The organism is Pandoraea pneumonica (assembly GCF_049918595.1).
GTDB classification, from domain to species: Bacteria; Pseudomonadota; Gammaproteobacteria; order Burkholderiales; family Burkholderiaceae; genus Pandoraea; species Pandoraea pneumonica_A.
Genome location: NZ_JBNCRZ010000001.1, coordinates 351,442 through 376,213, shown reverse-complemented (window position 1 = coordinate 376,213; position 24,772 = coordinate 351,442). Strand labels below are relative to the sequence as shown.

Genomic DNA, 24,772 nt, shown 5'->3' with positions numbered 1-24,772 from the left:
CTCTTCTGCTGTCTGACTCAGCTGCCGATCTCAGGCCGAGAAATCCGGCTGCTTGTCGGGTGCTGCCGCGAGGAATGCGGGATGCGCGCTGGCATGTTCGAACACGGCGAGCGCCCGCGGATACGGCGACAAGTCGCAACCCATGCGCCGCGCATTCGCGATCTGCGGCACGAGGCACACGTCGGCAAGCGTCGGCGCGTCGCCGAAGCACCACGCGCCGTGGCCATGCTTTTCCAGCAGACGTTCCACACCGGCCATGCCTTCGGCGATCCAGTGCTGATACCACGCGTCTTTCTGTTCAGGCGTCAACCCGAGCGTGCCTTGCAGATACTTCAAAATCCGCAGGTTGTTGATCGGGTGAATATCGCAACTGATGAGCGTGGCCAGTTCCAGCACGCGTGCGCGCGCGACAACGTCCTGCGGCAACAGGCGCGGCGTGGGGTACTTCGTATCGAGATAGTCGAGAATCGCGAGCGACTGCCCGAGCGAGAAGTCGCCATCGACGATGGCAGGCACCACCGCCGACGGATTGACTTCGTCGACATACGCGTCGGCGCGATGCTCGCCGACACGGATGTTCACCGGGATGGTGTCGAACGCCACGTCCTTGAGCGCCAATGCAATGCGCACGCGGTACGACGTCGAGCTGTTGAAGAAGCTATAGAGCTGCATGACCGTTCTTGCCTCAGACCACGGCGACGGTGATCTCGCCCAGCCCTTCGACGGCCGTGACCATCGTCTCGCCTGCCTTGACCGGACCCACGCCTTCAGGCGTGCCCGTGTAAATCAGATCGCCCGGTTCGAGGCGGAAGAACTGCGACAGGTACGACACCGTTTCCGCGACCGACCAGATCAGGTGCGTGATGTCGCTCTTTTGCTTTTGCACGCCGTCGACGGTGAGCGAAATGGCAGCCTTTGCGATATGACCGACGCTCGAGACCGGATGAATCGGGCCGATCGGCGACGACGCATCGAACGCCTTGCCGATTTCCCACGGACGGCCCATCTCGCGCATCTTCATTTGCAGATCGCGGCGCGTCATGTCCAAGCCCACGGCATAGCCCCACACGTGTTCCAGCGCCTGATCGAGCGGGATGTCGGAACCGGCCTTGCCGATGACGGCAACGAGTTCGGCTTCGTAGTGATAGTTGCTGGTCTGCGCCGGGTACTTCAATTCCAGCGTTTCACCGTAAGCGACCGGCAGCACGGCGTCGGCAGGCTTGCAGAAGAAGAACGGCGGTTCGCGGTCCGGATCGAAGCCCATTTCGCGTGCATGGGCGGCGTAGTTGCGGCCCACGCAGTAGACACGGCGCACGGCGAATTGGTCGTTGCTGCCGACAACGGGAACGGCGACGGTGGCGGGCGGAGCGAAGACGAAAGACATAGTGTTTGACTCGACGAAAAAGTGAAAAAAGGTGTCGTATGCGGCGCGCGGTCGTGCGCAATCAGGTGCGTGACTCGCGCAGCAGATTCAGCGCGGTGAGTACCGGGCGGTCCGAGTAGCTGAACAGCACCGCGTCTTCGAGCGCGGCGAGTTGCACCGGTGCCCACGACGGCACGACGAAGTGATCGCGCGGCTCGAACTGGAACTGCTCGTCGCCGATGCGCACGGTGCCGCGCCCTTCGACCACCGAGAACACAGTGGCGTCGGTGCTGCGATAGGTCTTGCCCTGAAAACCAGCGGGCAGGTACTGCATGAACGTCGCCATCGTCGGCATCGGCCAGCCACCGGTGGCCGGGTTGACGTAGCGCAGCTTGATGCCGTCCCACGGATCGAGTTCGCCGTTGCGATACAGCGTGTCGAGCGCTTCGCGCGAGCGAGCGTACGGATAGCTAAAGATCGGCGACGTCGGGTCGCTCACCTTATGGCGCACCGGCAGCATGTTGAAGCCGTAGCGCGCGAAGCTGTCGCCCTCGGGGCGCTGCACCGGTTGTTGCGACTCGGGGTAGTTCTCGGCGAAACCGGCATCGAAGTACTGCACCAGCGGGATATCGAGCCCGTCGAGCCAGACGACCGGCTCGCCGTCTGCCGGGTTGCCGTGGTCGTGCCACGTCCACGACGGCGTGATGATGAAGTCGCCCGGGTGCATGGTGGTGCGCTCGCCATTCACGGCGGTCCACGCTCCGCTGCCTTCCACGATGAAGCGCAGTGCCGATTGCGTGTGACGATGGCTCGGGGCGATCTCGCCTGGCAGAATCAGTTGCAAACCGGCATAGAGCGAGCCCGTGATGCTCGACGAGCCCGGCGTGCCCGGGTTTTGCAGAATCAGCACGCGGCGCACGGCTTCTTCCGCGCTGATGACGCGGCCCGCTTCCATCACAAGCGGGCGCACTTCGTTGTATTTCCAGATGGCGGGCACCACACGCGGGCGCGGCTGGGGCGGCACGAGGCTGTGCAGCGATTCCCACAGCGGGGCCATGTGGTTGCGGCCGATGTGTTCGTAATATGCAGCGCGCTCGGCGCTGGGGGCGCGGTCGTTCATGCGTGTCTCCTCTTGGTCCGGTGGCCCGCTGGACGGGGCCCCGGTTGGTCTATGGATAGCGTTATACTCGGCGAGACATAACTTATGAAATGAAAAAATCATCGGATCCATACGAAAAAACGTATGACTCGATGGCTTGAAATTCGATGGGAAGGCACCGGTCCGGTGCCCGGAGACTGCGCATGGATTGGACACATCGCCTGCGTCTGCGCAACTTGCAGATGCTGCTGACCCTTGCCGAGACGGGCAACATGAGCCAATCGGCGGCGTTGCTCAACACGACGCAGCCGGGTTTATCGAAGTGGCTCAAGGATCTGGAGGACGATATCGGCTTGCCGCTGTTCGAGCGTCAGGCGCGCGGTTTGCGTCCGACGGCCTACGGGGAAGCCCTGATCGAACACGCGCGCCGTATCGAGGCGCAACTCGATACGGCGCGCGACGATCTCGACGCAATGCGCGAGGGCGGCAGCGGTTTGGTCGCTATCGGCACGTCGGGAGCATCGTCGGCGGATACGGTGCCGCTAGCCGTGTTGCTGCTGTTGCAACGCATGCCGCGCGTGCAGGCCCGTGTGATCGAAAACACGATGGACCGGTTGATGAATCAGCTGGCGCACAGCGAAATCGATATCGTGGTGGGGCGCTCGGCGCCCGAATTGCAAGATCGCACCGTGCGTGCCGAAGCGCTTTATCTCGAACCGCTGCACTTCGTGGCGCGTGCGCGGCACCCGGTGTTCTCGCTCGATCAGGTGGATTGGCCCGACATGCAGCGCTATCGCTGGGTGGTATGGCCACGAGGCACGCCAATTCGCAATGCACTGGAAGCCGCGCTCGCCGAGGCGGGATACCCGTTGCCGAGCGATACGGTCGAATCGAATTCGACGATTCTTAACCTCACACTACTCAACAACAGCGACATGATCGGCTTGGCGTCGCATCGCACGGCGAGCCGCTTGCAGGCACTTGGTGCGTTGCGCATCGTGCCGCTGCGACTGGCGGGGTTCGGGGCGATTTCGATGTACTGGCGCGACGACGGCGCGAACCGCGCGGCCGTGGTCGCTGCGCTCGACTGTCTGCGCAGTGCCGCGAATCGTTCGCTAGGAGATGCCGTCGCCGGGATCGAGAGCGACGGCTGAAATCAACTCGCCGGCGCCACGCGTCTGCGGCGCAGCGAGGCAAGGTGAGCGGCCATCGCATTGGACGCCGCCACACTGTCGCGGGCTTCGATCGCTTCGAGCACCGCCTGATGTTCGTCTTGCGTGTGCGGCAGATCGCCAGGCGCCAGCACGCGCAGCTTCCACAATCGCGCAGAACGCTCGTGCAATGAACGCATGATGTCGGTCAGCGCGCTATTGCCCGCCGCCTCGGCAATCACCGCGTGAAAATCGTGATCGATCTGCATGAACCGGTCACGGTCGTCGTCGCGGTTGAGTTCGCTCGACGCATCGAGCAGCGCGCGCATGCGCGCGAGTTGGTCGTCGGTGCGGCGTTGCGCCGCGAGGGCCGCGACATTCGCTTCGACGGCCCAACGCGCCTCGAGCAGATCGAGAATCTCGTCCATCGATTCGCGGCGAATCTGCAAGCCCTTGCGCGGAATGATGTCGATCAGCCCTTCGAGCTTGAGGCGTTGAATCGCGTGATGCACCGGCGACCGGCTAAAGCCGATGAGCTCGCAGATCATCAACTCGTTGAAGAACTGGCCGGGCCCGAATTCGAGCGACAGAATGCGGCGCTTGATTTCGTCGTAAGCCTGTTCGGCGAGCGACGGCCCCTTGCGAATACGCGTCGAGGCGCTACCGTTTGCGTCCCGCGAAGGGGCTGCGCTCGATGTCCGAATCGGTTGCGAGGCGCTTGCCGTTGCCGGCATCTCTTTAAAGCTTTTCATCGACTCTTTCCAACGGAATGACGCCTGCGGGGCATGACGGCGTAAGGCTTCGAGTGCTTCGAGCGCTTCGGCGCGAGGCAGATCGCCAACTGCGCCAAGACGACCGAGCGGCGTACGTTGCGCCATGTAGCGATAGCTTCGGCAAAGCGCGCACGCGCACTTCGCACAGCCGGTGAGACGTCGGCCACGACAGGCTGCGCGCATTCTATCGCAGCGAAAACGCCGGTGGCTCTCAAGCGCCGCATGAGCAAGCCCACCGTGATACGACGGCATAGGCGTGTTGAACGACGGACAACACTGCGGACGTTCAGAAGCCTCATCGACGTTTCCCTATGACCGGCTACTTCGCCATCAATAATTTTTCAGTTGCAATTCTGTAACATATCACACAACATTTCACCAACTATATTACGACCCGCAAGCGCACACAACTGCTTTTCTGGGGAGTGTGAAGGGTGAAGGTCAACCCGCGGCTGGGGCGTGAGCATTGGCGTGCAAGTGTCATCGGCTGGTATCTCCTTGGGAGTCGGGTAATGGCAACGAACAGCAAGCGTCGGCAGGTCGTACAGGCGATCGGAGCAGCAACTGTCGGGTGGATGGCGGGGCAGTGGGGCAGCGCGCAGGCGCAGAACAAGCCCCCCGGTGAGCTCACGCTGTCGCTCGATTTCACCGCGCTCGGACGCCACGCGCCGTGGTACGTCGCGTTAGGCAAGGGGTACTTCAAACAGGCGGGGCTGAACGTCAAGATCGTGCCGGGGCAGGGGACGGCACAGGCGATTCAGGCACTCGAATCGGGGATCGCACAGTTCGCATTCTCCGACGTGGTGTCGCTGGCACTGGCTCGTGCAAGAGGCGCTAGCAGCGCGCGCTTCGTGGCGATGAATTATCAAAGCGCACCCTACGCGATCTTCTCGCTGGCGTCGGGCGCTAACGCGGGCACTCCCGACAAGCTCACCGGCCTCGAAGTCGCGAGCGGCGCAGGCAGCTTCTCGCCGAAAGTGATTCAGGGCTTCATGAAGCAGCACAAGCTCGACCCGGGATCGATCAAGTTCGTCAACGTCGACGGCTCGGCGCGCGTGAGCATGCTGCTTAGCAAGAAAGTCCCGGCCATCGAGAACTTCATCTTCAGTCAGGTCGGTATCGAGAAAGTGTTGCCGCCGGGGCAACTCACCACGCTGCTGCTCGCGGCGAACGGCCTTGAGTTGTACGCCAACGGTCTGTTGGTCAAAGACGAAATGATGAAGACCCAGCCCGACACCGTGCGCGCCTTCGTCAAGGCGGCGATGCAAGGCTGGCGCGACACGCTGGCCGATCCCGACGGCGCCGCCACCGTCATGGCCAACTACGTGCCCGGCCTCAATCACGACGTCGCGGTGGGCGAAATCAAACTGCTGGGCACGTTGGCACAAAGCCCGGCGACGCAGCAAAACGGGCTGGGCTGGATCGATGCCGAGCGCATGAAGCGCAGTCTCGATTTCATCTCGCAGAACATCGGCATTACGGGCAAAGCGCCCACGGCTGCCGAGCTATACACGACCGAATTTCTGCCGAAGGTGGGCGCATGAACGCACCTCGCGACGCCGCGCATGCCATCGCGTCTCAAGCCAGCGCGGCTCCCGCTGCTCAACCGTTCGCCCACATCGAGGGCGTCAGCAAGGTCTATCCGCCGCGCGGCAAGAATGCCCAGACCGTCGCGCTGGAAAGTGTGAGCTGTAGTTTCGAAGCCGGGCAACTCGTCGCGCTGCTCGGCCCGAGCGGCTGCGGCAAGACGACGTTACTGCGCATCGTGGCGGGCCTCACGCGTGCGACGACCGGTGTGGTTCGCATCGACGGGCAACCGATCACGGGCGCCCAGCGCGACTTCGGCATCGTGTTTCAAAGCGCGAATCTGATGCCGTGGCGCAACGTGCTGACCAACGTGCTGTTTCCGATGGAAATCCTCGGACGTGCCGATGCTGCCGCGAAAGCACGCGCCCGGGAATTGCTTGAGCTAGTCGGCCTTGCGTCATTCGCCGATGCGCGTCCGCACGAACTCTCCGGTGGCATGCAACAACGCGTGGCGCTGTGCCGCGCCCTGATCCACGCGCCGCGATTGCTGCTGATGGACGAACCATTCGGTGCACTCGACGACTTCACGCGCATGGAAATGCACGACTTGCTGCTCAACGTTCGCGAGCACACCCGCGCGGCGGTGATGTTCGTCACGCACAGCATTTCCGAAGCGATCTACCTCTCCGATCAGGTGCTGGTGTTCAGCCGTCGCCCCGCGAAGATTGCCGAGCGTATCGACATCGATCTGCCGTATCCGCGCACGCAGGAAATGCGCTTCACTCCGCAATTCACCGCGTACGAGCGTCATGCGAGCGCGTCGCTGGGAGTCGTGAAATGTCAAAAATGAATTTGCGCGCGGTGGCATATCCGGCGCTGGGCATCGCGGTTGTCATTGCGCTCTGGCAGGCCTACGTCACGATGTTTCACGTGCCCATCGCCGTGCTGCCGACACCCGCGCAGATCGCACAGTCGTTCGTCGACGATCGCGCCGCGCTCGTCTCGCAAGGCTGGGTGACGTTGCAAGAGTGCGTCTACGGCTTCGGGCTGGCGTTCATCGTGGGGGTGCCTATCGCGTTCATCATCGCGAACTCGCCGGTACTCAACCGTATGTTCTATCCGCTGCTCATTGCAATGCAGTCGGTCCCCAAGGTGGCACTCGCCCCGATCATTCTCGTGTGGCTGGGGACGGGCATCGAATCGAAGCTGGCGCTTGTCTGGCTGGTGGCGTTCTTCCCCATCGTGGTCGATACCGCGGCCGGGCTGCGCACTACGCCCGTGAGTCTGCTGGAACTCGCGACATCGCTGCGCGCAACCCGCATGCAGATCTTCACCAAGATTCAGATGCCAGCGGCGCTGCCGCACATCGTCTCGGGCGCGAAGATCGCCGTGACCCTCGCCGTCATCGGTGCCGTGATCGGCGAATTCGTGGGAAGCAACGAAGGGCTGGGCAATCTGCTGCTCGTCGCGAATTCGCAGATCAACACGCCGCTCGCTTTCGCTGCACTGATCTCGCTCGCCATTCTTGGCCTTGGGCTATACGGCGCTGTGGCGCTCATCGAAGTGGCGCTGCGCCCGTGGTTGCCGCATACCGCAGAGGCGGCGTAGTCGACAAGGTCGTGCAAGGAATTGAGGCATACGCATCAACACATGCGCCGGCGCGCCGACGCGTCATACAGGGAGACGTTCCATGAGCAGTGAAGATCGCCAGTCCGCACCCGCCGGTGCCCCGATGCCCTCGCTTGCCGAGATCCTGCTGCACAGCGAAGCGATGCCGTGGCGCGACAAGTCGCTCGCGGGTATTGCCGAAAAGATGTTCTGGCGCGACGAGGAGACGGGCGCGTCCATCGCGCTCATCAAGTTCGCAAAAGGCGCAGGCATTCCGGCCCCGCATTCGCACGCGTCGAATCAATTCATGTACTGCCTGAGCGGGAAGTACGAGTACACGTCGACGGGCGTGACGCTGTTGCCGGGCAGTTTTTACTGCAACCCGAAAGGCAACGTGCACGGCCCGACGCTCGCCCACGAGGAAACCATCGTTGTCGAAATTTACGACGGGCCGCATTACCCGCAAAAGCCCGATTGGTACACGGACGAGCGCGATGCCCATTGAATCGATTCCCGACGGTCTGCCGCCCGCGCAACTTCACACGCTGATCGCCGCGTTGTTCACGGTCGCAGGCGTGTCGCCGCGCAGCGCAGAGATTGTGGCGCACGCATTGGTGGCGGCGGACATCAGCGGCAAGGCATCGCATGGCGTGATGCTCGTGCCGATGTACCTCGCACGAATGAAGGCCGGATCGGTGACGTGTGCCGACGAAGCGCAGATCGTGCACGACGGCAAGACCACGCTGGTGCTCGATGCTGCCAATGCGCTCGGCCAATTGAGTGCGCATCAGGCGTGTCATCTCGCGACGGCGCGAGCCCGGGAATACGGCCTCGCCATGGTGACTGTGCGCAACGCGTTTCACTTCGGCGAAGCAGGCTACTGGGCGCGCCGCATGGCCGATGTCGGTTGCGTGGGCATCGCCATGGCCAACACGCGGCCATTGATGCCCGCCCCCGGCGGCGCGCAGCGGCGTGTGGGCAACAACCCACTCGCCATTGCCATGCCACACGCCGACGATGTGCCGGTCGTGCTCGACATGGCGATGAGTGCGAGCGCGATGGGAAAGATTCGCCTTGCCGAGCGCGCGGGAAAAACGTTGCCCGACGGCTGGGCCACCGATGCGCAAGGCGTGCCGACGCACGACCCGGCTACGGCCATTGCAGGCATGTTGCTGCCCGCTGCCGGGCCGAAAGGTTTCGGGCTGGCGTTCATGATCGACTTGCTGTGCGGCGGGCTATCGGACGGCGCCGTCGGCGACGAAGTGCAACCGCTTTACGGCGACACCGCGATTCCCTATGGCAGCGCACAGGCGTTTCTCGCCATCGATGCGTCGCACTTCGGCTTGCAACGCCCTCTCGCGCAACGTGCCAGCGGCCTCGCTCGCACGGTACGTGAGTCGAAACCTGCCCCGGGCGTCGAGCGCGTCTTCAGTCCCGGTGAACAGAGTTGGCAGTTTGCTCAAGATCATTGCGAGCGGTGTCCAGTGTCGTTGGACACGGCAAAACAGTTGATCGCGCTCGCGCGCGAGGCGGGCGTCGAGGCGCCCGCCGAATGGCAATCCCTTTGATGTTTTCTTGCAGCAGAACAGGACTCTCATCATGGCAAAAGAACAGATCAGCACCGACGCCCTGCGCACACCCAACGGGCATTTCTCGCAGGCCACGACGATCGAAGCGCGCGGCAAGCTCGTATTTATCTCCGGCATGACCGCGCGCCGTCCCGATGGCTCCATTGCCGGGGTGGGCGATATCGAAGCGCAGACGCGTCAGGTGTGCGAGAACATCAAGAACGCTGTGACAGCGGCGGGCGGCACGCTCGACGACGTGTGCCGTGTCGATGTGTACGTGCGCAATATGGAGCACTTCGAAGCCATCCACAAAGTGCGCCGCGAGTACTTCCGTGCGCCACTGCCCGCATCGACGATGGTCGAAGTCACGAAGATGGTCTCGCCCGATTACCTCATCGAGATCAATGCCATTGCCGTGTTGCCGAACGCCTGACCCGGACATCCGGACCCCACGAAACCACTGAGAAACCGAGATAAGTCATGGCTTTCGCTACGCTGCTGCATCAGAACCAACAACGCATTGCCATCCGGCATGACGACGCATGGGTGCTACTTCCGGCTGCCGTCGGCGACATGGTCAGCCTGATCGAAGGCGGGGCACCGGCGCTCGCGCACGCCAGAGAGTACGCCACCACTTCGCAAGCCGAACGCGTGCCGGTGAACAGCGCGCATTTGCTCGCCCCGATTACGCGGTTCCGGCGCGACGTGCTGTGCACGGGCTGGAATTACTGGGATCACTTCGAAGAAGGTAAGGGCAAGCGCGACGGACAAGACGTGCCGAAGCCGACGGCGCCGACGTTCTTCACGAAGGGGCCCGACACCGTGCTCGGCCCGTACGACGACATCGCCTACGACGCTACCGTCTCCGCGAAGTGGGACTACGAAGCCGAGATGGTCGTCGTGATCGGCAAGCCGGGACGCAGCATTCCGGTGGAACGCGCGATGGAGCACGTGTGGGGCTATTGCCTCGCCAACGACGTGTCGCAGCGCGATTTACAGCGTCGGCATGGCGGTCAGTGGCTCAAAGGCAAGAGCCTCGATGCCACCATGCCGCTCGGGCCGTGGCTGGTGCCCGCCGACGAAATCGATCCGGCGCGCGTGCATCTGGAATGCGTGGTGAACGGCACCGTGCTGCAATCGGCAAGCACGGCGCAGATGGCGTTCTCCATCCCCGAACTCATTGCAGAACTCTCGTTCGGCATGACCTTGCGTGCAGGCGATGTATTGCTAACGGGTACGCCGAGCGGTGTAGGCAACGCGCGCGAGCCGCAAATTTTCCTGCATGAAGGTGATGAAGTCATCGTGCATGGCAGCGGGTTGGGCGAACTGCGCAACCGTCTGGTGAAGGCAAACTTGCGAGGGGAGTCTGGTGTGACGATCGACGCCCCGGTGCAGGCCTGACGACGGCAACCGAATGAGGATTCCCATGGAAAAGGTAGCGGTCAGCGGACTCAACGGTTTTGGCATGACGGTGCCCGATCTGGAGGCCGCGAGCAAGTTCTACAGTACGTTCGGCCTCGACGTGAAGCGCTCCGCCGACGGGCAGGCGTTGCTGTGTAATTGCCCGGGACGCAGCGGCGACGAGATCGTGCTGACACGTGGCGACGAGAAGCGTCTGCATCACTTGTCGTTTCGCATCGAACCCGACACCGCCGAGGCATTCGTCGCGCAAATCGAAGCGAACGGGCTGAAGGTGCATACGCGTGCGCCCGCCGGTTGGCAACGTGCGGGGTTGTGGTTCGAAGACCCGTGGGGCACGTGGATTCATTTGCAGCCCGAGTCGGCACAGGCACAGCCGCGCGTGGCCATGCCCACGTACAACTTCGGCGGCGAGTCGCGCCGTGTGGACGTAAATCTTTGGCAAACGCTGGACAAGGCGCGCGTGCCGTTGCGCATCGGCCATCTGTTGATCTTCACGAACGAGTGGGAGCGCGCCGAACGTTTTTATGCAGATGTGCTTGGGCTGCGCACCACCGACCGCGCGGCGGGCAAAGTGGCATTTATGGCGGCGGGCGTCGGTGTCATCGACCATCACTGCTTCGGGCTGATCAACAGCACCCATCGCGGCTTTCAGCATGCGAGCTTTCAAGTGCCGGGCTTCGACGACATCGGTTACGGCGCCTGGCGTATGCGGGAGGCGGGCTATGGCGACGGGTTTGGCCCGGGACGACACGCCATCGCGTCGAACCTGTTTCACTATGTTCGCGACCCGTGGGGCAGTTGGGTCGAGTTCTATGCCGACATGGACAAGATCACCAGCGCATGGGTATGCCGCGACTGGAACGACCTGCCCTACACATGGGGGCCGCGCTGGTCGCCCGAGTTCTGGGGCAAAGATATGAACGCCAATCTGGAACCCCGCTGACGAGACGCACGATAGCCGAGACATCTTGCCGGGACAGGCAAGCGGCGGGCAACACAACGGAGCAAGGGCAATGACCATACCTCGCATTGCGCTGGACGTACACGCGCATCTCGCCCCTATCGAGCCGTCGCGGCTTGCGGGTATCGAAGGCGTGCGCTGGGACGCCTCGCAACGCAAGCTCGACGTCGACGGACATATCGTCGGCATCGGGGCGTTGTTCTCTCCCGAGTCGCTCATCGCGTGGATGGACGAGCAGGGCATCGAGCGCGCGTGGGTATCGATTCCGCCGCCGCTGTATCGCGCGCACCTGCCCGAGGAGGCGTCGCGCGCGTGGTGCCGCTATGTCAACGAAGCACTGGCCGAGGTTTGCGCGAAGCACGACACACGCCTCTCGCCGCTGGTGCATCTGCCGCTTGAGCATCCCGAACTGGCGCAGGAGATTTCGGCGTCGAACACGCGAGACGCGCGCTACGCCGCAGCGGCTGGCGGATACGACGGCACACTCTCCGACGACCGCTACGCATCGCTGTGGCGGGTGTTGGACCGGCAAGGGGCGTTCGTCTTCCTGCATCCGGGGCATTGCTGCGATACACGGCTCGCCAACTTCTATCTTGAGAACCTGATGGGCAATCCGGTGGAGACAGCCGTCGCTGCCTCGCATCTGGTGTTCGGCGGCGTGGCGGCGCGTCATCCGAAGATTCGCTTCTGTCTGGCACACGGCGGCGGTGCGACGGCGATGCTCGCAGGCAGATACGAGCGAGGCTATCGGACGGCTCGGCCCGGCGTCGATACATCGCTGCCGACGCCACGCACCGCGCTCGGACGCTTTTACGTCGATAGCATCGTGCACGATTCGCAGGCGCTCGCGCTTAGTGCATCGGTGTTCGGACGCGATCACGTGCTGTTCGGCTCGGACTGGCCGTTTCCGATGGGGCTGCTCACACCGCACACCCAGTTGGCCGACGCGGACCCGGCGCTTGCCGAAGGCATCCGCACGGAAAACGCGCACGAGCTGCTCGACGGCCTGCGCTGAGGCAAGCTGGCTGGGCTTGCGCGCCCAGACGCCCGCCGTTTGCTACACTTGCCGCCTGAAAAGTCACTCTCTCGGGGCGTCAATGATTGGCCGCATCTCCGGCACCTTGCTGGAAAAGAATCCGCCGCATCTCCTGGTCGATTGTCAGGGCGTGGGCTACGAAATCTCGGTGCCCATGAGCACCTTCTTCAATTTGCCTAACATTGGCGAGCGTGTGACGCTGCTCACGCAGTTCATCGTGCGCGAGGACGCGCAATTGCTGTTCGGCTTCGGCAGCGTCGATGAGCGCAACACTTTCCGCGAATTGCTCAAGATCTCGGGCGTCGGCGCACGCACCGCGCTGGCGATTCTCTCGGGCATGAGCGTGGCCGACATTGCGCAGGCGGTGACGCTGCAAGAGTCGGGCCGCCTCGTGAAAATCCCGGGTATTGGCAAGAAGACGGCCGAGCGTTTGCTGCTCGAACTCAAAGGCAAGCTCGGTGCGCAACCGGGCACGGTGCCCGGCACGGCGACGCCGCACGATCACAAGAGCGATGTGGTCAACGCGCTGCTCGCACTCGGCTATTCCGACAAGGAAGCGCTGGCCGCCGTCAAGACGGTGCCCGAAGGCACGACCGTGTCCGACGGTATCAAGCACGCGCTCAAGTCGCTCTCGAAGGGCTGATCTGACGCTCGCAAACCTGTTGGCGTGAGGAAACGGCATGCAACTCCGGTGGCTTGAAGACTTCGTCGAACTCGCACGCACGCGCAGTTTTACGCGGGCGGCCGAGAACCGTTTCGTCACGCATCCGGCGTTCGGACGGCGCATTCGCGCGCTGGAAGAATGGGTCGGTACCCGGCTCATCGAGCGCACCAAGCCGCTCGAACTTACCGCCGCAGGGACCGTCTTTCTCGATGCCGCGACCAACGCGCTCGAAATTCTGCATGGCGCGCGCACGCACTTGCAGGACGCCGCACCCACGCTCGAAAACAATCTCAAGATTGCGACGGGGCGCACGCTCGCGGCAACTTTCTTCCCAGATTGGTACGACGAAACCGTCTCGCGTATTGGTTTTTTCACGGCGACGTTGTCGACCAGCGGGGCGGAAGAGGCGATTCTGCGGCTGGCCTCGGGCGAGGTCGATCTGCTGCTCGTTTATTCGAGTCCGCACACACGGCTGCTCATCGATCGGGAGCGTTTCGACTGGTTGACGGTTTCGCGTGAGGTGTTGGTGCCGGTGAGCGCCCTCGATGCGAAGGGGCGCGCGAAGTACCGATTGGCCGCAGGGCCGACGCCGATTCCGTGGCTGGCGTTTGCCCGTACGCTGACGCTGCGCGCCGTGCTGGCGCGGCATTTGGCGGAAATGCCGAACCGGCCGACGCTCAAGCCGGTGTATCAAGCCGACTCATACGAGGCGATTCTCGCGATGGCGCGACGCGGCACCGGCATCGCGTGGCTGCCGCAGCGGCTGGTCGCCGACGACGTGAGCCGAGGCACCCTCGCCATCGTCGGCGGTAAAGACTGGCAGATCGGGTTCGACATCGCGTTGTACCGGCGGCGCCACCAACCGCATCACGTGCTCGATGCCATCTGGCAGGCGGCGCAGCGCGCGGCGGAAGACGACGCGTCCTAACGCTGAACGCGTTTCCCTGGGCGTTGCTTCGCGCGGTGGTGTTATTGCGGCCGCAGATGCGCCATCCCTTGTTTCAGATACTCGATCAGACGCGCGTCGACTAGCGTGCCCGCCATCAATTCAGGCTCGTTCATGTGTGCTGCGCGAATCTTCGCGTGCGTTGCCGGATTGTCACCGGCATACGAGCGGAAGTACGTCATCCACTGCTGCACGAGCGTCAGAACTTCAGGCGATTTCGGCGACGTGCCTTTCTCCAGGTGATCGCGTAGCGCGCCGATGAGCACCGGCCATTCATACGTGTACGTCAGGTAATTCGCCCGCAAGAAGCGCATCTCGTCCTCATCGAGATATTTCGCATAGAGATTGAATTTCGTCTGCGCAAAGGCTTCCTGTACAAAACGCATCAGCGCAGGTGTGATGCCTGTTTGCGTCACCATCTCCGACTCGGTCGCGTGCATGTGATTGAGTTTGGCGAGCAGCCGGGCGTCACCGCCTGTGTCGCGTTCGACCATCGCCATCCATTGGCGCGCTGCCGCTTGCGCGGCGTCGCTTTGCGGCTTGTCTCCAGCCGCCATGAGCGCCTGCACGTGCGCCACCATGGCGGGCCACTCGGTTTCCCGCGCGACATCGTTCTGATACAGCGGCAAGCGAGCGAGTTCGTCTTGCGTGAAGTACTTGTCGTACATGGTCATCAACTCCAGCGTTGTCAGCCATTCGGCAAGATCCGGCGCCTCACCACTGTCCAACTGCGCGCGCAAACCGGTGAGCCGCTCGCGCAGGCGGGCTGCCTCGTCGATCTGATGCGTGAGCATCTCGATCTGCCGGGTGACCAGCGATGCCAGCGGTACGTCGGGTCTTGCCAACCAAGTGCCGATGTCGGTGAGCGACATGCCGAAGCGGCGCAGCGCCTGAATCTGGTGCAGGCGGGCGACATCGTCGCGGTCGTACAGCCGGTAACCGGCATCGGAGCGTGCCGAAGGCGTGAGTAAGCCGAGGGTGTCGTAGTGGTGAAGCGTGCGTACCGTCAAGCCGCAGCGTTTGGCCAATTCACCGACTTTGAGCAGCATCCGGGCACTCCCTTCTTCTGGCGTACGACAAGGCTGAAGGCTCACGTAGCGTGAGGGTCAAGCGATTTTATGCGACAGCAACGGCTGCGCTGATGACAACGCGTGGGGAGCGAACAACCAAGGGGGGAAATGCGACGGGAGAGCCGAATCGTCCCGCCGGGGAGGCGGGACGTCTTACATTACAAACCGGCGCGAGCCCAGCGCGCCGGTTTGTGAGCATCAATGCTCGTGATGCAGGTACTTCGCCTCTCGCGGCAAGCGCAAGCTGACGAAGAACGCGATCACCATCATGGCGGTTACGTACCAGTAGAACGTCGGTTCCTGACCGGCCTTCTTCAGACCCAGCGCCACGTATTCCGCCGAGCCGCCGAAGATCGCGTTAGCAACCGCGTAGGCCAGACCCACACCCAGCGCGCGGACTTCCGTCGGAAACATTTCGGCTTTCACGATACCGCTGATCGACGTGTAGAAGCTCACGATCGCCAGGGCCAGACAGATCAGCAGGAAGGCTGCGATCGGGCTTTGCACGGTCTTGAGCGCCGTCAGAATAGGCACCGTGGCAATCGCACCGAGCAAACCGAACAGCAGCATGTTGTTGCGGCGGCCGATGCGGTCCGACAGTGCACCGAAGAGCGGCTGCATGCACATGTACACGAACAAGCAGCCCGTCATGATGTAGCTGGCGGTCTTGATCGGCATACCGGCCGTGTTCACCAAATACTTCTGCATGTAAGTCGTGAACGTGTAGAAGATCAGCGAGCCGCCGGCGGTGTAACCCAACACGGTGAAGAACGCCGCCTTGTGATTACGGAACAGACCTGCCAACGTGCCAGCTTCGCTATTGGTACGGCTCGCGGCCGTCGACGTTTCGTGCAGCGTACGGCGCAGCATGAGCGCCACCACGGCCGTGATCGCACCGACCACGAACGGAATACGCCAGCCCCAGGCCTTGAGTTCAGCCTCGTCGAGCAACTGCTGAAGAATCACGACCACCAGCACGGCGAGCAACTGACCGCCGATGAGGGTCACGTACTGGAACGACGAGAAGAAGCCGCGACGGCCCTTGAGCGCCACTTCACTCATGTAGGTAGCCGTGGTGCCGTACTCGCCACCGACCGACAGACCTTGCAACAGACGCGCGAACAGCAACAGCGCCGGTGCCCAGTTACCGATGCTGGCGTAGGTCGGCAGCGCGGCGATGAGCAGCGAGCCGAAGCACATCATCATCACGGAGATGACCATCGAGTTCTTGCGGCCCTGACGGTCGGCGATGCGGCCGAAGATCCAGCCGCCGATCGGGCGCATCAGGAAGCCTGCTGCGAACACCCCCGCCGTGTTGAGCAACTGCGCGGTCGGGTCGGAACTGGGGAAGAACGCCGGCGCGAAGTAGATCGCGCAGAACGCGTAAATGTAGAAGTCGAACCACTCGACCAGATTCCCGGACGAGGCCGCCACGATGGCGAAGACGCGTTTGCGCACTTCTTCAGGGGTTGGCGGGACGTTGGTGGTATCGGCGCTCGTTGTGACTGTGTCTCTCATTTCTATTGGCGATGGGCGGCATCGCGTTAACCACGTTGCAACATGACGCAAATGCGATTCGTCCAGCCAATATGCACTTCACACATTAAGGAATCAGCGCATCGCGTCGCGGGGGCGGGGCAACTATAGCGGTTCCCCGCAGGGCGGGGCAATGCCCGCGCGCCGGATTGATCATTTCAGAAACGGAAATAATGCACGGGATTGTTGCGTTGCAGCATGGTGATCGGCCGCATGGGGCGGACATCTGCGAGGGGTGATGGTCCGTTTCGGCAGGAAGTACGAAGGCGCAAAAATTCTTTGAATTTCTCGCAATGCGAGACGAGGCGGGCGATACGTGGGCGTTATGCGCTGAACGCAAAGCGTATTTCTCGTGCGCACTTATTTGCTTTTCGATATCTGTTGGTTCGCCGCGGGTAAGCGGGTCAGTAGCATGACGACGCAGCAAACCCGTGGTGAAGACATGCAAGGCGATACGTTATTGATTAAATCGGGCGGCGAGGCGGCGCTCACGGAGTGGCAGTATCACTTCGCCCGCCTGATGCCCGGACTGCGCGTGTACGGCTGGGACGACCCCTTCGTCGATGCGCGCAGTGTGAAGTACGCGCTCGTGTATCAGCCCGATCACGGACGGCTGGCCGACTACCCCAGATTGCGACTGATCTTGAGCGCGGCGGCGGGTGTCGACCACATTCTGGCGGACCCGGCATTGCCGACGAACGTGCCGATCGTGCGCATGATGACCGACGAGACGCGCGAGCGCATGAGTGACTACGTGACGTGGGCGGCGCTCTCGGTCGTGCGTGATATGCCGGTGTTGGTCGCCGCGCAGCGCGACGGCGAGTGGGCTAACCTGCACACGGGGCGTCTGGCTCGCGACACGCGCGTGAGCGTCCTCGGCTTGGGCGAGTTGGGACGAGCGGTCGCGATACGCTTGCGAGCCCATGGCTTCCAGGTGAACGGCTGGGCACGTTCGCCGAAATCGCTCGACGGCGTGAAGGTCTTCGCGGGAGAGGCACAGCGTAATGCGATGCTCGCCGAGACTGACATCCTCATCAATCTGCTCCCCGACACCCCAGCCACACGCGGCATTTTGGATCGTGCGCTGTTCGCGCGTCTGCCGACGGGGGCCAGTCTGATTCAAGTCGGACGCGGCGCGCATCTGGACCGTCAAGCGCTGCTCGATGCCCTCGACAGCGGCCGATTGCGCTCGGCAATCCTCGACGTCTTCGATATCGAGCCGCTGCCCGCAGACGATGCGTTGCGGCGGCATCCGAAGATTGTCGTTACGCCGCACATCGCATCGACCGTGTCGTATGCGGCGCGCGCAAGGCAGGTCGCGAATGTGCTCGGTGCGCACCTGCGCGGCGCGCCGCTGCCGTTCGTCTACGACGCCACGCGCGGCTACTGAGGCTTATTCCCCTTCTATGAATTGCAGCGCGACGTGAAAGCCTTCGGCGGCGGTTACCAGCACGCTGCCGTCGGCCAACGTCGTCGACGGAATGCGGCTTTCCTTGAGCGTGGCCAGCACCTGCGCGAGTGAGCGAGTGCGCAAAATTAGCGCTACGCCACGCTCGCTGCCGTCTTCGGTCGTCTCCACTTCGCCGAAGCGTCGCTCGGCTTCGGCAGGTGTCACGAATTCCACGCGCGCCTGGCTGGCTTGCAACGCGTAGCCGTCCTGACCGAGGGCCGTCAGCACACCGGGGCCGAACACGCGGTCGTAGAGCGCAGCGGTGATCGCCGGATTCGGCGTGGCGATGACATAGCCGACGATATCGGTCACGCCGTTGGGGTGTTCGCGCCATTCATCGCGCCATACGTGTTCCGGCGTGAAGTGATGGCAGAAGAACGTGCGGCCGTTGCGCACGAGTTCAGTCGCCAGCCGCACGGTGCTAAAACGCGCGTCTTGCGTCGTGCCGTCGGGGAGGTTCACGGGACGGAAAAATTCGGCAGGGGCTTGCGAAGTCACGCCGCGCGCTTGCAAACCAGCGTGCAACGCGTGCGAGTCTTGGGTCTTGAACGCCAGGCCGGTGAGGCCGAGGGGTGCCTGCATGACGTCGGGGCGGACCGTCGATTTGCCCGCCTCGTAACCGAGCAGTTCGAGATAGTTCTCGCCGAAGATGGCCAGATGGTTGCTAGAACCTAGCGAATGGTGACCGCGCTCGGTCAGCGAGAAGCCCAGACGGCGATAGGTCTCGACCGACGCTTCGAGATCGCCTTTGACGTTGACGACGACGTGATCGAGTACCGGGGCAGGGATGGCAACGCTTTGATCATTACGGCTGGACACAAAAACTCCCGAGGGAAATTGGACGACGTGTCCATTCTATGGGGAAGTGTGCACCGGGCAAACTGACCAAATTTCCTTTGCATAGCGATCTGGCAGTCACAACGCGGTCGCGCGGGCAGCGGTTTCGAGCGTGGACACCAGATGGTCGGAGAACGCCTTGACGCGAGGGCTCAGTTCGCGCCGGGACGGGTACACGAGATAAAGCCCGGCTTGCGACGCGCTCGCCGAAGACTTCGCGTTTGCGGTGTCGAGCGGATAACGCACGAGCTCGCCGCGCGTGAGCTCCGCTTCGCAGGTGTGCTCCGGTAACACCGCCGCGCCTGCGCCTCGGAGCGCGAGTTGCTTGAGCAGCGCGAAGCTGTTCGTCGCCACGGCGTAGTGCGCGGGCGGACTCAGTGCAGTTGATCGGGCTGATGCGGCCGGGGCGGCGCGGCTTTTGAACGCCAGTTGCGGCACATCGGGCGTGGCGTGTTTGCGCGATACGCCGAAGGCCGGACTGGCAAATTTCGCGAAACGGAAACTGGCAATGCGGCGCGCGATAACGTGGTCCCCGCCCGGGTGACCGCCGCGAATCGCCATATCGAGGTTTTGGTCGACGAAATCGCTCACGCTGTCGTCGGCCACGACGTCGAAGCGGATTTGCGGATGCGCCACGCGAAACGTGGCGATGGCCTCGCTAAGGACGTCGAATGGGAAATCGAACGGCACGCTCATGCGAATGGAGCCAGTGAGCGTCATGGTCCCGGGGCCGCCGTAGTGTTCCGCTTCGCGCAATGCGGCAATTGCCGGGGCGACGCGTTCGTAATAGTCGCGCCCGTCATCGGTCAGCGCGATACGCCGTGTCGTGCGACGCAGCAGCACCGTGCCGAGATGCGCTTCGAGCGCAGCCACGCGGGCACTGACCGTCGAGCGGGGAATTTCCAGCGTGCGTGCCGCTGCCGAGAAGGACTCGCACTCGACGACCGTGACGAAAGCGAGGGTGGTGTTCAGATCCATTGTCCAATCCATTGGCAAGTCTTGCCAATTTTAGACGTCTTCTCTGGCAGATGGCATCGACGCAAAATGAAGGCAGTCTCACATTGCGTGAGTTTCCACTGCTTTCAAGGAGCCAGACGTCTCATGTCATCCGAATTCAATCCGCATGCCGATAGGGTGTCGTTCGCCAATATGGATGTTCGCCTCATCGAGGGCGTGGGCAGCCCGCGTGATCTCACGATCATGGACATGACCGTCAATCCTCACGGCGGCGCACCGATGCATCGCTCGCTCGACGAGGAAAAGACGTTCGTGATGACGCAAGGCCGCTTGCAGTTCACCGCGGGCGAGACGACGCGCGAGATTGCCGTGGGGGATACCGTCACCGTGGCGAAGGGCGACGTGCACGGCTTCACGAACGTCACGCAGACCCCCGCACGCATGCTGCTCGTCTCGACGCCCGCGCGTCACGACGACTTCTTCCGCGCCATGGCGGCGCTGCCGGTACCGCACGACCCCAACGCCGTGAAATCGGTGTGCGAGATGTACCGGCAGGTAATTCTGGGGCTCTAATTTGCGTTGGCGAGCGCTTCCGGTTGCTCCGCTCGGCCCATGCTCATCTGCACAGCGAGTGCGCACACAAACGCAAAGACCCCCGCCGCGAGGAACGCCCCGCTGAACCCGTGGCTGTACGCGGCGCGTCCGGCATTGAGCAACGCGTCGCCAAGCGCGGGCGGGTAGAGGTGGAGCGCCTGAACGAAGTCGCCGGCGGAAATAGCGTCGGCGAAGTCGAGGCGGGTGGCCCCGTCGTGGAAGCTGCCCACCTGCACAGTGCGCAAGACTTGTGGCAGCGATGTCGCCACGCTGCGATGCACGCCCGCCGTCAACACGGCACCGAGTGCGGTGTAGCCGAGCAGAATGCCGGAGAAGCGGAATGTCGTGCTGATGCCCGAGGCCATCCCGGCGCGCTCGCGGGCGATCGTGCCCATGATCGCCTTTTGCGTCTCACCGTTGAGCAAGCCACCGCCGCTGCCAAGCACAAACATCGCGAGCATCAGCGGCAGACCCGAGTGGCCCACGCCCTGCGACGACACGTACGACATCGCCAGGTTGCCCACCCCCGTGAGCACCAAACCGATCACGAGAATGCGGTGCGATGGCAGGCGCGCAGCAAGCCGCTTGCCTACTTGCGGCAGCAACAGCATGGCCAGCGCGAACGGCAGCATGGCGACACCGGCTCCCAACACCGAATCGCCGCGCGCGTTCTGAAGAAACTGCGGCAGGAGCGAGGCCATCACTTGCGCACAAGCGGCATACGAGAACATCGCAAGCGTGGCGCCCGCGAAGGGCCACGAGCGGAACAGCGACAGGTCGAGCATCGGGTGCTGCCGTGCGCGTTCCACCTTCGCGAAGATGACGAACAACACGCCGCCCGCTCCAATACGCAGCAGGATGCCCGGGCTTGTCCAACCCTGTGCGGGGCCGACGATAAGGGCCCACGTGACGCAGAACATCGCCGAGGCGAAGAGGGCGATACCGGGGACATCTACCGGGCGTTGCACTTGCGCCTTGGATTCCGGCACGATGCGCACGACGGCAAACGCCAGTGCTGCGCAGATCGGCGCGTTGACGTGAAACGCCCAACGCCAGCCGAGCGTGTCGCCGATGATGCCGCCGATGAGCGGCGAGAGCACCATCGTCAATCCCATCACCGCACCCCATAACCCCCATGCGCGGGCACGCGCCTCCTTCTCGTGGAAGCCGTGTCCGATGATGGCGAGTGCGGGGGCCAGCAAGAAGGCCGCGCCGACGCCTTGCGCCGCACGCGCCAGATAGAGCCATTGCGCAGTAGGGGCCAGCCCGCACGCGAGCGAGGCCAATGCGAACCCGGCGATGCCGCAAAGAAACACCCGGCGTCGGCCGAAGCGATCGGCAATCGATCCGGCGGGCAGCAACAGCGCAGCGAAGCACAGCACGTAGGCACCGATGACCCACTGCACGTCGGCGAAGCTCGCATGCAGTTGCGCGGAAATGGTGGGCAGCACGACACCGACGACATTGGTGTCGAGCACGGTCATCGCGCACCCAGTTGAGGCGGTCAGCAGCAGGGCGAGGCTGCCGGTCGTCGATGCGCCGGCCTCCGTCGCCGCCGTCGGCTTAGTGGGATTGGGCGTTGCCATGGCTGTTATCCGATTGCATCAGACCATCCACACCGGCCTTGGCGATTTCTTCGTCGTGCTGCGGCGTATCGGCTGACACACCAATCGCACCGACTACCGTGCCGTTCACGACCAGCGGCAGGCCGCCTCGCATCAGCACGTAGCCGGGCGCAGTGCCGACAGCGCGGCGGCTGCCGTTCAGCGCATCTTCGAGTACCCCACTCGGACGGCGGAACAGCGCCGCAGTGCGTGCCTTGCCCGGTGCGAGATCGACACCCGCGGGCACCGCCGCGTTGTCCATGCGCACGAGCGCGATGGGCAGACCGCCTGCATCGACCACGGAGATAACGCAAGGCCAGCCTTCTGAATTGGCTTTGGCCTGTGCCGCGCGAATGACGTTTTGCGCGGCATCGAGCGTGAGGACTGGACGCGTCGGCAACTCTGCGGCGCGTGCGGAGAAAGGGGCTGCGCCTGCGCACAGGGCAATCGATAGGGCGACGGCTTGTGCTGCACGGCGGGTGTTGAAACGAGACATCATGGTGAGACCCTCTGCAAAGATGACAAAAGATGCGAATTCGCGCGGGATTTCGTGCGCCAATCGCATGTCGTCATTCGATCACGCAGGCGCGAGACAGTCATTGCCGGGCGGCGGCGAAGTTGTTAGGTTCAACCTAATGAAATGCACGGTGACGTCGCAACGGCTGGCGCGGTAGCATGGCGGGCACGCCAAGCCAACCCGTCTCAACTTCGAGGATTCCGTGGAACTCCGGCACTTTCGCTACTTCGTGACGCTTGCCCAGACGCTGCACTTTGGCCGCGCGGCGCAGGCGCTCGACATTGCCGCGCCCACGCTGACGGTGCAAATTCAGGACATCGAGCGCGATCTCGGCGTGCAGCTTTTCGTGCGCAGCCGTCGCGATGTTCGTCTCACACCAGCGGGGGAAATGTTCTTGCAGGAAGCGCTGCTGGTCCTCGCGCAAGCGGAGCGGGCGGTGCTCGCAGGTCAGCGTGCTGGCCGTGGCGAGACGGGCCGGGTGGAAGTGGGATACATCGGCTCGGCGGTTTTCTCCGGCGTGTTGCAGGCACAACTCGCGACCTTCCGGCAGGCGTGGCCGGGCGTCATCGTGAATGCGCGCGAGGTGCCGCAAGGCGAACTGCCGATGATGCTCGCAGAGAACCGCATCGATATCGCATTGCTGCGCATGCCGATGAATTTGCATACCCGTCATCGGGCGCATGTGCTGTTTCGCGACAGCTTCTGTGTGGCGTTACCCGCGGGGCACCCACTGGCGGCACAATCCGGTGCGATCGATGCCGACGCGCTGGAGAACGAGCGCTTCATCGTGCCGGAACAACCGCTGGGGACTTACGAAGTGGCGCGCCGTGGCGGCTTCACCCCGGCGGGTGGCTCGACGCCAGGCTCACTGATCGCGGTGCTCACGCAGGTGACACTGGGCGAAGGCGTGGCCATCGTGCCGGATGTACTCGTCGGCACGACGGCGATTCCCGGCGTGATCTTCAAGCCGTTGGCCGGGCCGCCGATCCACTCCGAGATCGCCGCTGTTTTCCGCAGCTTCGAGCCATCGCTGGCGGTCACACGGCTGATTGCGCAGATCACCCAAACGCCTGCTGTGACGTCATACGCGCTGTTCGATCAGGCAGGGTGAGGTCATCTCATTCGTCGGGGTGAAACCGGGCGAGCAGCTCCAAAAACAAGTCCAGTGCACGCGTGCGAGGCCGCGACGTTTCGGTGATGGCGCTGATGGTGTTCTCGTACTCCGGCCCGGAGGGCACCCGCGCGAGCGCATGCCGCTTGGAAAATAGGGCGGCATAGTATTGCGGCAGCAACCCGACGTAATGCCCGGACAGCACCAGCATCGCGACCGCCTCGAGCCCCGACGCTGCCGGGCCTCGTTCCAGGCCCAGTGTGTTGAGTGCCTCATGCACGAACGGCTGCGAGCGATAGACCAGTGGCAGCGACTTTGCGTCTTGCAGGCGATGGCGGGCGACGAAAAGTTGATGCCGTTCGATGAAGAGCCGCTGATAGTTGAACCCGGCTTCGCGCCGGTACATCCCTCGAATCGCGATTTGCACCCGGCGCTCGCGCAAGGCAAGATCGAGTTCGTTGAAGGTCATCACCGTCAGCTCGACTTTCACATCCGGGGCTTGTGCCTTGAACTCGGCCAGCGCTTCCGGGATATGACAGCCCACGTCGGACACGATGTGCTCGACCATGCCGATCGACAGCGTGCCCGACAACACACCGCGCACCGCATCGATTTCCGGCCGAATCCGTTCCAACGACTTGAGCGCATCGCGCGCCAGCTCCAACGCTACCTTCCCTGCGTGCGTCAGCACGAACCCCGATGGCCCGCGCTCGCATAGCCGCGCGCCCAGCGTTTCCTCCACATCGCGGATATGGCGGCTGATCGACGCCTTCGACATATTCAGTTGCTTTTCCGCCGCCGCGAAGCCGCTCGCCTGTGCCACCGCACAGAAGATGCGCAGCGAGCGCAAATCCCGTTCGTTGAAGTCCCGTCCGGCCATGCGTCGGCTCCTGAATGCGTGAGGAAACGAGCGTTGATGCCCGTCTTAAAAGGTTTCGTTTTTTGAAACCATACCAATAAAAAAATCATTTTTCATGA

Annotated in this window: 26 protein-coding genes; 15 read left to right on the top strand and 11 right to left on the bottom strand. The window is 63.2% G+C overall.

The window, feature by feature from the left end; genetic code table 11:
- Positions 1–30: 30 nt before the first annotated feature.
- From maiA to gtdA, 3 genes are all read right to left on the bottom strand, one after another.
- Positions 31–672, bottom strand: a complete 642-nt coding sequence (maiA, locus tag ACPWR9_RS01755; protein WP_426312613.1) for a maleylacetoacetate isomerase — start codon at positions 670–672, stop codon at positions 31–33.
- Between the two features lie 13 nt (positions 673–685).
- Positions 686–1,384: a fumarylacetoacetate hydrolase family protein gene (locus tag ACPWR9_RS01750; protein ID WP_426312612.1), complete on the bottom strand. Its 699-nt coding sequence runs from the start codon at positions 1,382–1,384 to the stop codon at positions 686–688.
- Positions 1,385–1,445: 61 nt separating this feature from the next.
- Positions 1,446–2,483 carry a gentisate 1,2-dioxygenase gene (gtdA, locus tag ACPWR9_RS01745; protein WP_426312611.1) on the bottom strand — a complete coding sequence of 346 codons (1,038 nt, stop codon included), beginning with the start codon at positions 2,481–2,483 and terminating at the stop codon, positions 1,446–1,448.
- A 182-nt stretch (positions 2,484–2,665) separates the two neighbouring features.
- On the opposite strand from gtdA, the gene ACPWR9_RS01740 reads away from it, so the two are divergent.
- On the top strand, positions 2,666–3,616 hold the full coding sequence (locus tag ACPWR9_RS01740; RefSeq protein WP_150680029.1) for a LysR family transcriptional regulator: 951 nt from the start codon (positions 2,666–2,668) through the stop codon (positions 3,614–3,616).
- A gap of 2 nt (positions 3,617–3,618) precedes the next feature.
- Here ACPWR9_RS01740 and ACPWR9_RS01735 read toward each other — a convergent pair whose 3' ends face one another.
- Positions 3,619–4,491: a GntR family transcriptional regulator gene (locus ACPWR9_RS01735; RefSeq protein WP_426312610.1), complete on the bottom strand. Its 873-nt coding sequence runs from the start codon at positions 4,489–4,491 to the stop codon at positions 3,619–3,621.
- 407 nt (positions 4,492–4,898) lie between these two features.
- Between ACPWR9_RS01735 and ACPWR9_RS01730 the strand changes: the two genes are divergently transcribed.
- The 11 genes from ACPWR9_RS01730 (at position 4,899) to ACPWR9_RS01680 (ending at position 14,100) form a co-directional block, all read left to right on the top strand.
- The gene (locus ACPWR9_RS01730; protein WP_426312609.1) at positions 4,899–5,930 is read left to right on the top strand and encodes an ABC transporter substrate-binding protein; all 1,032 of its coding nucleotides are present in this window, start codon (positions 4,899–4,901) and stop codon (positions 5,928–5,930) included.
- Entirely contained in the window at positions 5,927–6,763 is an 837-nt protein-coding gene (locus ACPWR9_RS01725) for an ABC transporter ATP-binding protein (protein WP_426312608.1), read from the top strand. Before ACPWR9_RS01730 ends, ACPWR9_RS01725 begins: the two co-directional genes overlap by 4 nt.
- A complete protein-coding gene (locus ACPWR9_RS01720; protein WP_426312607.1) occupies positions 6,751–7,521 on the top strand; it encodes an ABC transporter permease in 771 nt (256 codons plus the stop codon). The genes ACPWR9_RS01725 and ACPWR9_RS01720 overlap by 13 nt, the downstream gene beginning before the upstream one ends.
- Positions 7,522–7,603: 82 nt before the next feature.
- Positions 7,604–8,026, top strand: a complete 423-nt coding sequence (locus ACPWR9_RS01715) for a cupin domain-containing protein (protein ID WP_217426947.1) — start codon at positions 7,604–7,606, stop codon at positions 8,024–8,026.
- Entirely contained in the window at positions 8,016–9,089 is a 1,074-nt protein-coding gene (locus ACPWR9_RS01710; protein WP_426312605.1) for an Ldh family oxidoreductase, read from the top strand. The genes ACPWR9_RS01715 and ACPWR9_RS01710 overlap by 11 nt, the downstream gene beginning before the upstream one ends.
- Before the next feature lie 31 nt (positions 9,090–9,120).
- Positions 9,121–9,522 carry a RidA family protein gene (locus ACPWR9_RS01705; RefSeq protein ID WP_426312604.1) on the top strand — a complete coding sequence of 134 codons (402 nt, stop codon included), beginning with the start codon at positions 9,121–9,123 and terminating at the stop codon, positions 9,520–9,522.
- Between the two features lie 47 nt (positions 9,523–9,569).
- Entirely contained in the window at positions 9,570–10,490 is a 921-nt protein-coding gene (locus tag ACPWR9_RS01700; RefSeq protein ID WP_426312603.1) for a fumarylacetoacetate hydrolase family protein, read from the top strand.
- A gap of 25 nt (positions 10,491–10,515) precedes the next feature.
- Positions 10,516–11,454, top strand: a complete 939-nt coding sequence (locus tag ACPWR9_RS01695) for a VOC family protein (RefSeq protein WP_426312601.1) — start codon at positions 10,516–10,518, stop codon at positions 11,452–11,454.
- Between the two features lie 70 nt (positions 11,455–11,524).
- Complete coding sequence (locus tag ACPWR9_RS01690) at positions 11,525–12,487, top strand: amidohydrolase family protein (protein WP_426312600.1); 963 nt, start codon at positions 11,525–11,527, stop codon at positions 12,485–12,487.
- A gap of 82 nt (positions 12,488–12,569) precedes the next feature.
- Positions 12,570–13,151: a Holliday junction branch migration protein RuvA gene (ruvA, locus tag ACPWR9_RS01685; RefSeq protein ID WP_426312599.1), complete on the top strand. Its 582-nt coding sequence runs from the start codon at positions 12,570–12,572 to the stop codon at positions 13,149–13,151.
- 37 nt (positions 13,152–13,188) lie between these two features.
- Positions 13,189–14,100, top strand: a complete 912-nt coding sequence (locus tag ACPWR9_RS01680; protein ID WP_426312598.1) for a LysR family transcriptional regulator — start codon at positions 13,189–13,191, stop codon at positions 14,098–14,100.
- 41 nt (positions 14,101–14,141) lie between these two features.
- Here ACPWR9_RS01680 and ACPWR9_RS01675 read toward each other — a convergent pair whose 3' ends face one another.
- Both ACPWR9_RS01675 and ACPWR9_RS01670 read right to left on the bottom strand, forming a co-directional pair.
- Positions 14,142–15,167, bottom strand: coding sequence for a MerR family transcriptional regulator (locus ACPWR9_RS01675; protein WP_426312597.1), 1,026 nt, complete (start codon positions 15,165–15,167; stop codon positions 14,142–14,144).
- 219 nt (positions 15,168–15,386) lie between these two features.
- A complete protein-coding gene (locus ACPWR9_RS01670) occupies positions 15,387–16,706 on the bottom strand; it encodes an MFS family transporter (protein WP_150680042.1) in 1,320 nt (439 codons plus the stop codon).
- Between the two features lie 430 nt (positions 16,707–17,136).
- On the opposite strand from ACPWR9_RS01670, the gene ACPWR9_RS01665 reads away from it, so the two are divergent.
- Entirely contained in the window at positions 17,137–18,114 is a 978-nt protein-coding gene (locus ACPWR9_RS01665) for a 2-hydroxyacid dehydrogenase (RefSeq protein WP_426312596.1), read from the top strand.
- A 3-nt stretch (positions 18,115–18,117) separates the two neighbouring features.
- Here ACPWR9_RS01665 and ACPWR9_RS01660 read toward each other — a convergent pair whose 3' ends face one another.
- Both ACPWR9_RS01660 and ACPWR9_RS01655 read right to left on the bottom strand, forming a co-directional pair.
- The gene (locus ACPWR9_RS01660; RefSeq protein ID WP_426312594.1) at positions 18,118–18,993 is read right to left on the bottom strand and encodes a VOC family protein; all 876 of its coding nucleotides are present in this window, start codon (positions 18,991–18,993) and stop codon (positions 18,118–18,120) included.
- Positions 18,994–19,089: 96 nt separating this feature from the next.
- Positions 19,090–19,989, bottom strand: a complete 900-nt coding sequence (locus ACPWR9_RS01655; protein WP_426312592.1) for a LysR family transcriptional regulator — start codon at positions 19,987–19,989, stop codon at positions 19,090–19,092.
- A gap of 123 nt (positions 19,990–20,112) precedes the next feature.
- Between ACPWR9_RS01655 and ACPWR9_RS01650 the strand changes: the two genes are divergently transcribed.
- Positions 20,113–20,541, top strand: a complete 429-nt coding sequence (locus ACPWR9_RS01650; protein WP_426312591.1) for a cupin domain-containing protein — start codon at positions 20,113–20,115, stop codon at positions 20,539–20,541.
- On the opposite strand, the gene ACPWR9_RS01645 is transcribed toward ACPWR9_RS01650, so the two are convergent.
- Both ACPWR9_RS01645 and ACPWR9_RS01640 read right to left on the bottom strand, forming a co-directional pair.
- Entirely contained in the window at positions 20,538–22,148 is a 1,611-nt protein-coding gene (locus tag ACPWR9_RS01645) for an MFS transporter (protein ID WP_426312589.1), read from the bottom strand. The genes ACPWR9_RS01650 and ACPWR9_RS01645 overlap by 4 nt on opposite strands.
- A complete protein-coding gene (locus ACPWR9_RS01640) occupies positions 22,126–22,665 on the bottom strand; it encodes a heme-binding protein (protein ID WP_426312588.1) in 540 nt (179 codons plus the stop codon). The genes ACPWR9_RS01645 and ACPWR9_RS01640 overlap by 23 nt, the downstream gene beginning before the upstream one ends.
- A 220-nt stretch (positions 22,666–22,885) precedes the next feature.
- On the opposite strand from ACPWR9_RS01640, the gene ACPWR9_RS01635 reads away from it, so the two are divergent.
- Positions 22,886–23,794, top strand: a complete 909-nt coding sequence (locus ACPWR9_RS01635) for a LysR substrate-binding domain-containing protein (RefSeq protein ID WP_426312587.1) — start codon at positions 22,886–22,888, stop codon at positions 23,792–23,794.
- 7 nt (positions 23,795–23,801) lie between these two features.
- Here the strand turns inward: ACPWR9_RS01635 and ACPWR9_RS01630 are convergent, their stop codons facing one another.
- The gene (locus ACPWR9_RS01630; protein WP_426312586.1) at positions 23,802–24,674 is read right to left on the bottom strand and encodes a LysR family transcriptional regulator; all 873 of its coding nucleotides are present in this window, start codon (positions 24,672–24,674) and stop codon (positions 23,802–23,804) included.
- Between the last annotated feature and the right edge of the window lie 98 nt (positions 24,675–24,772).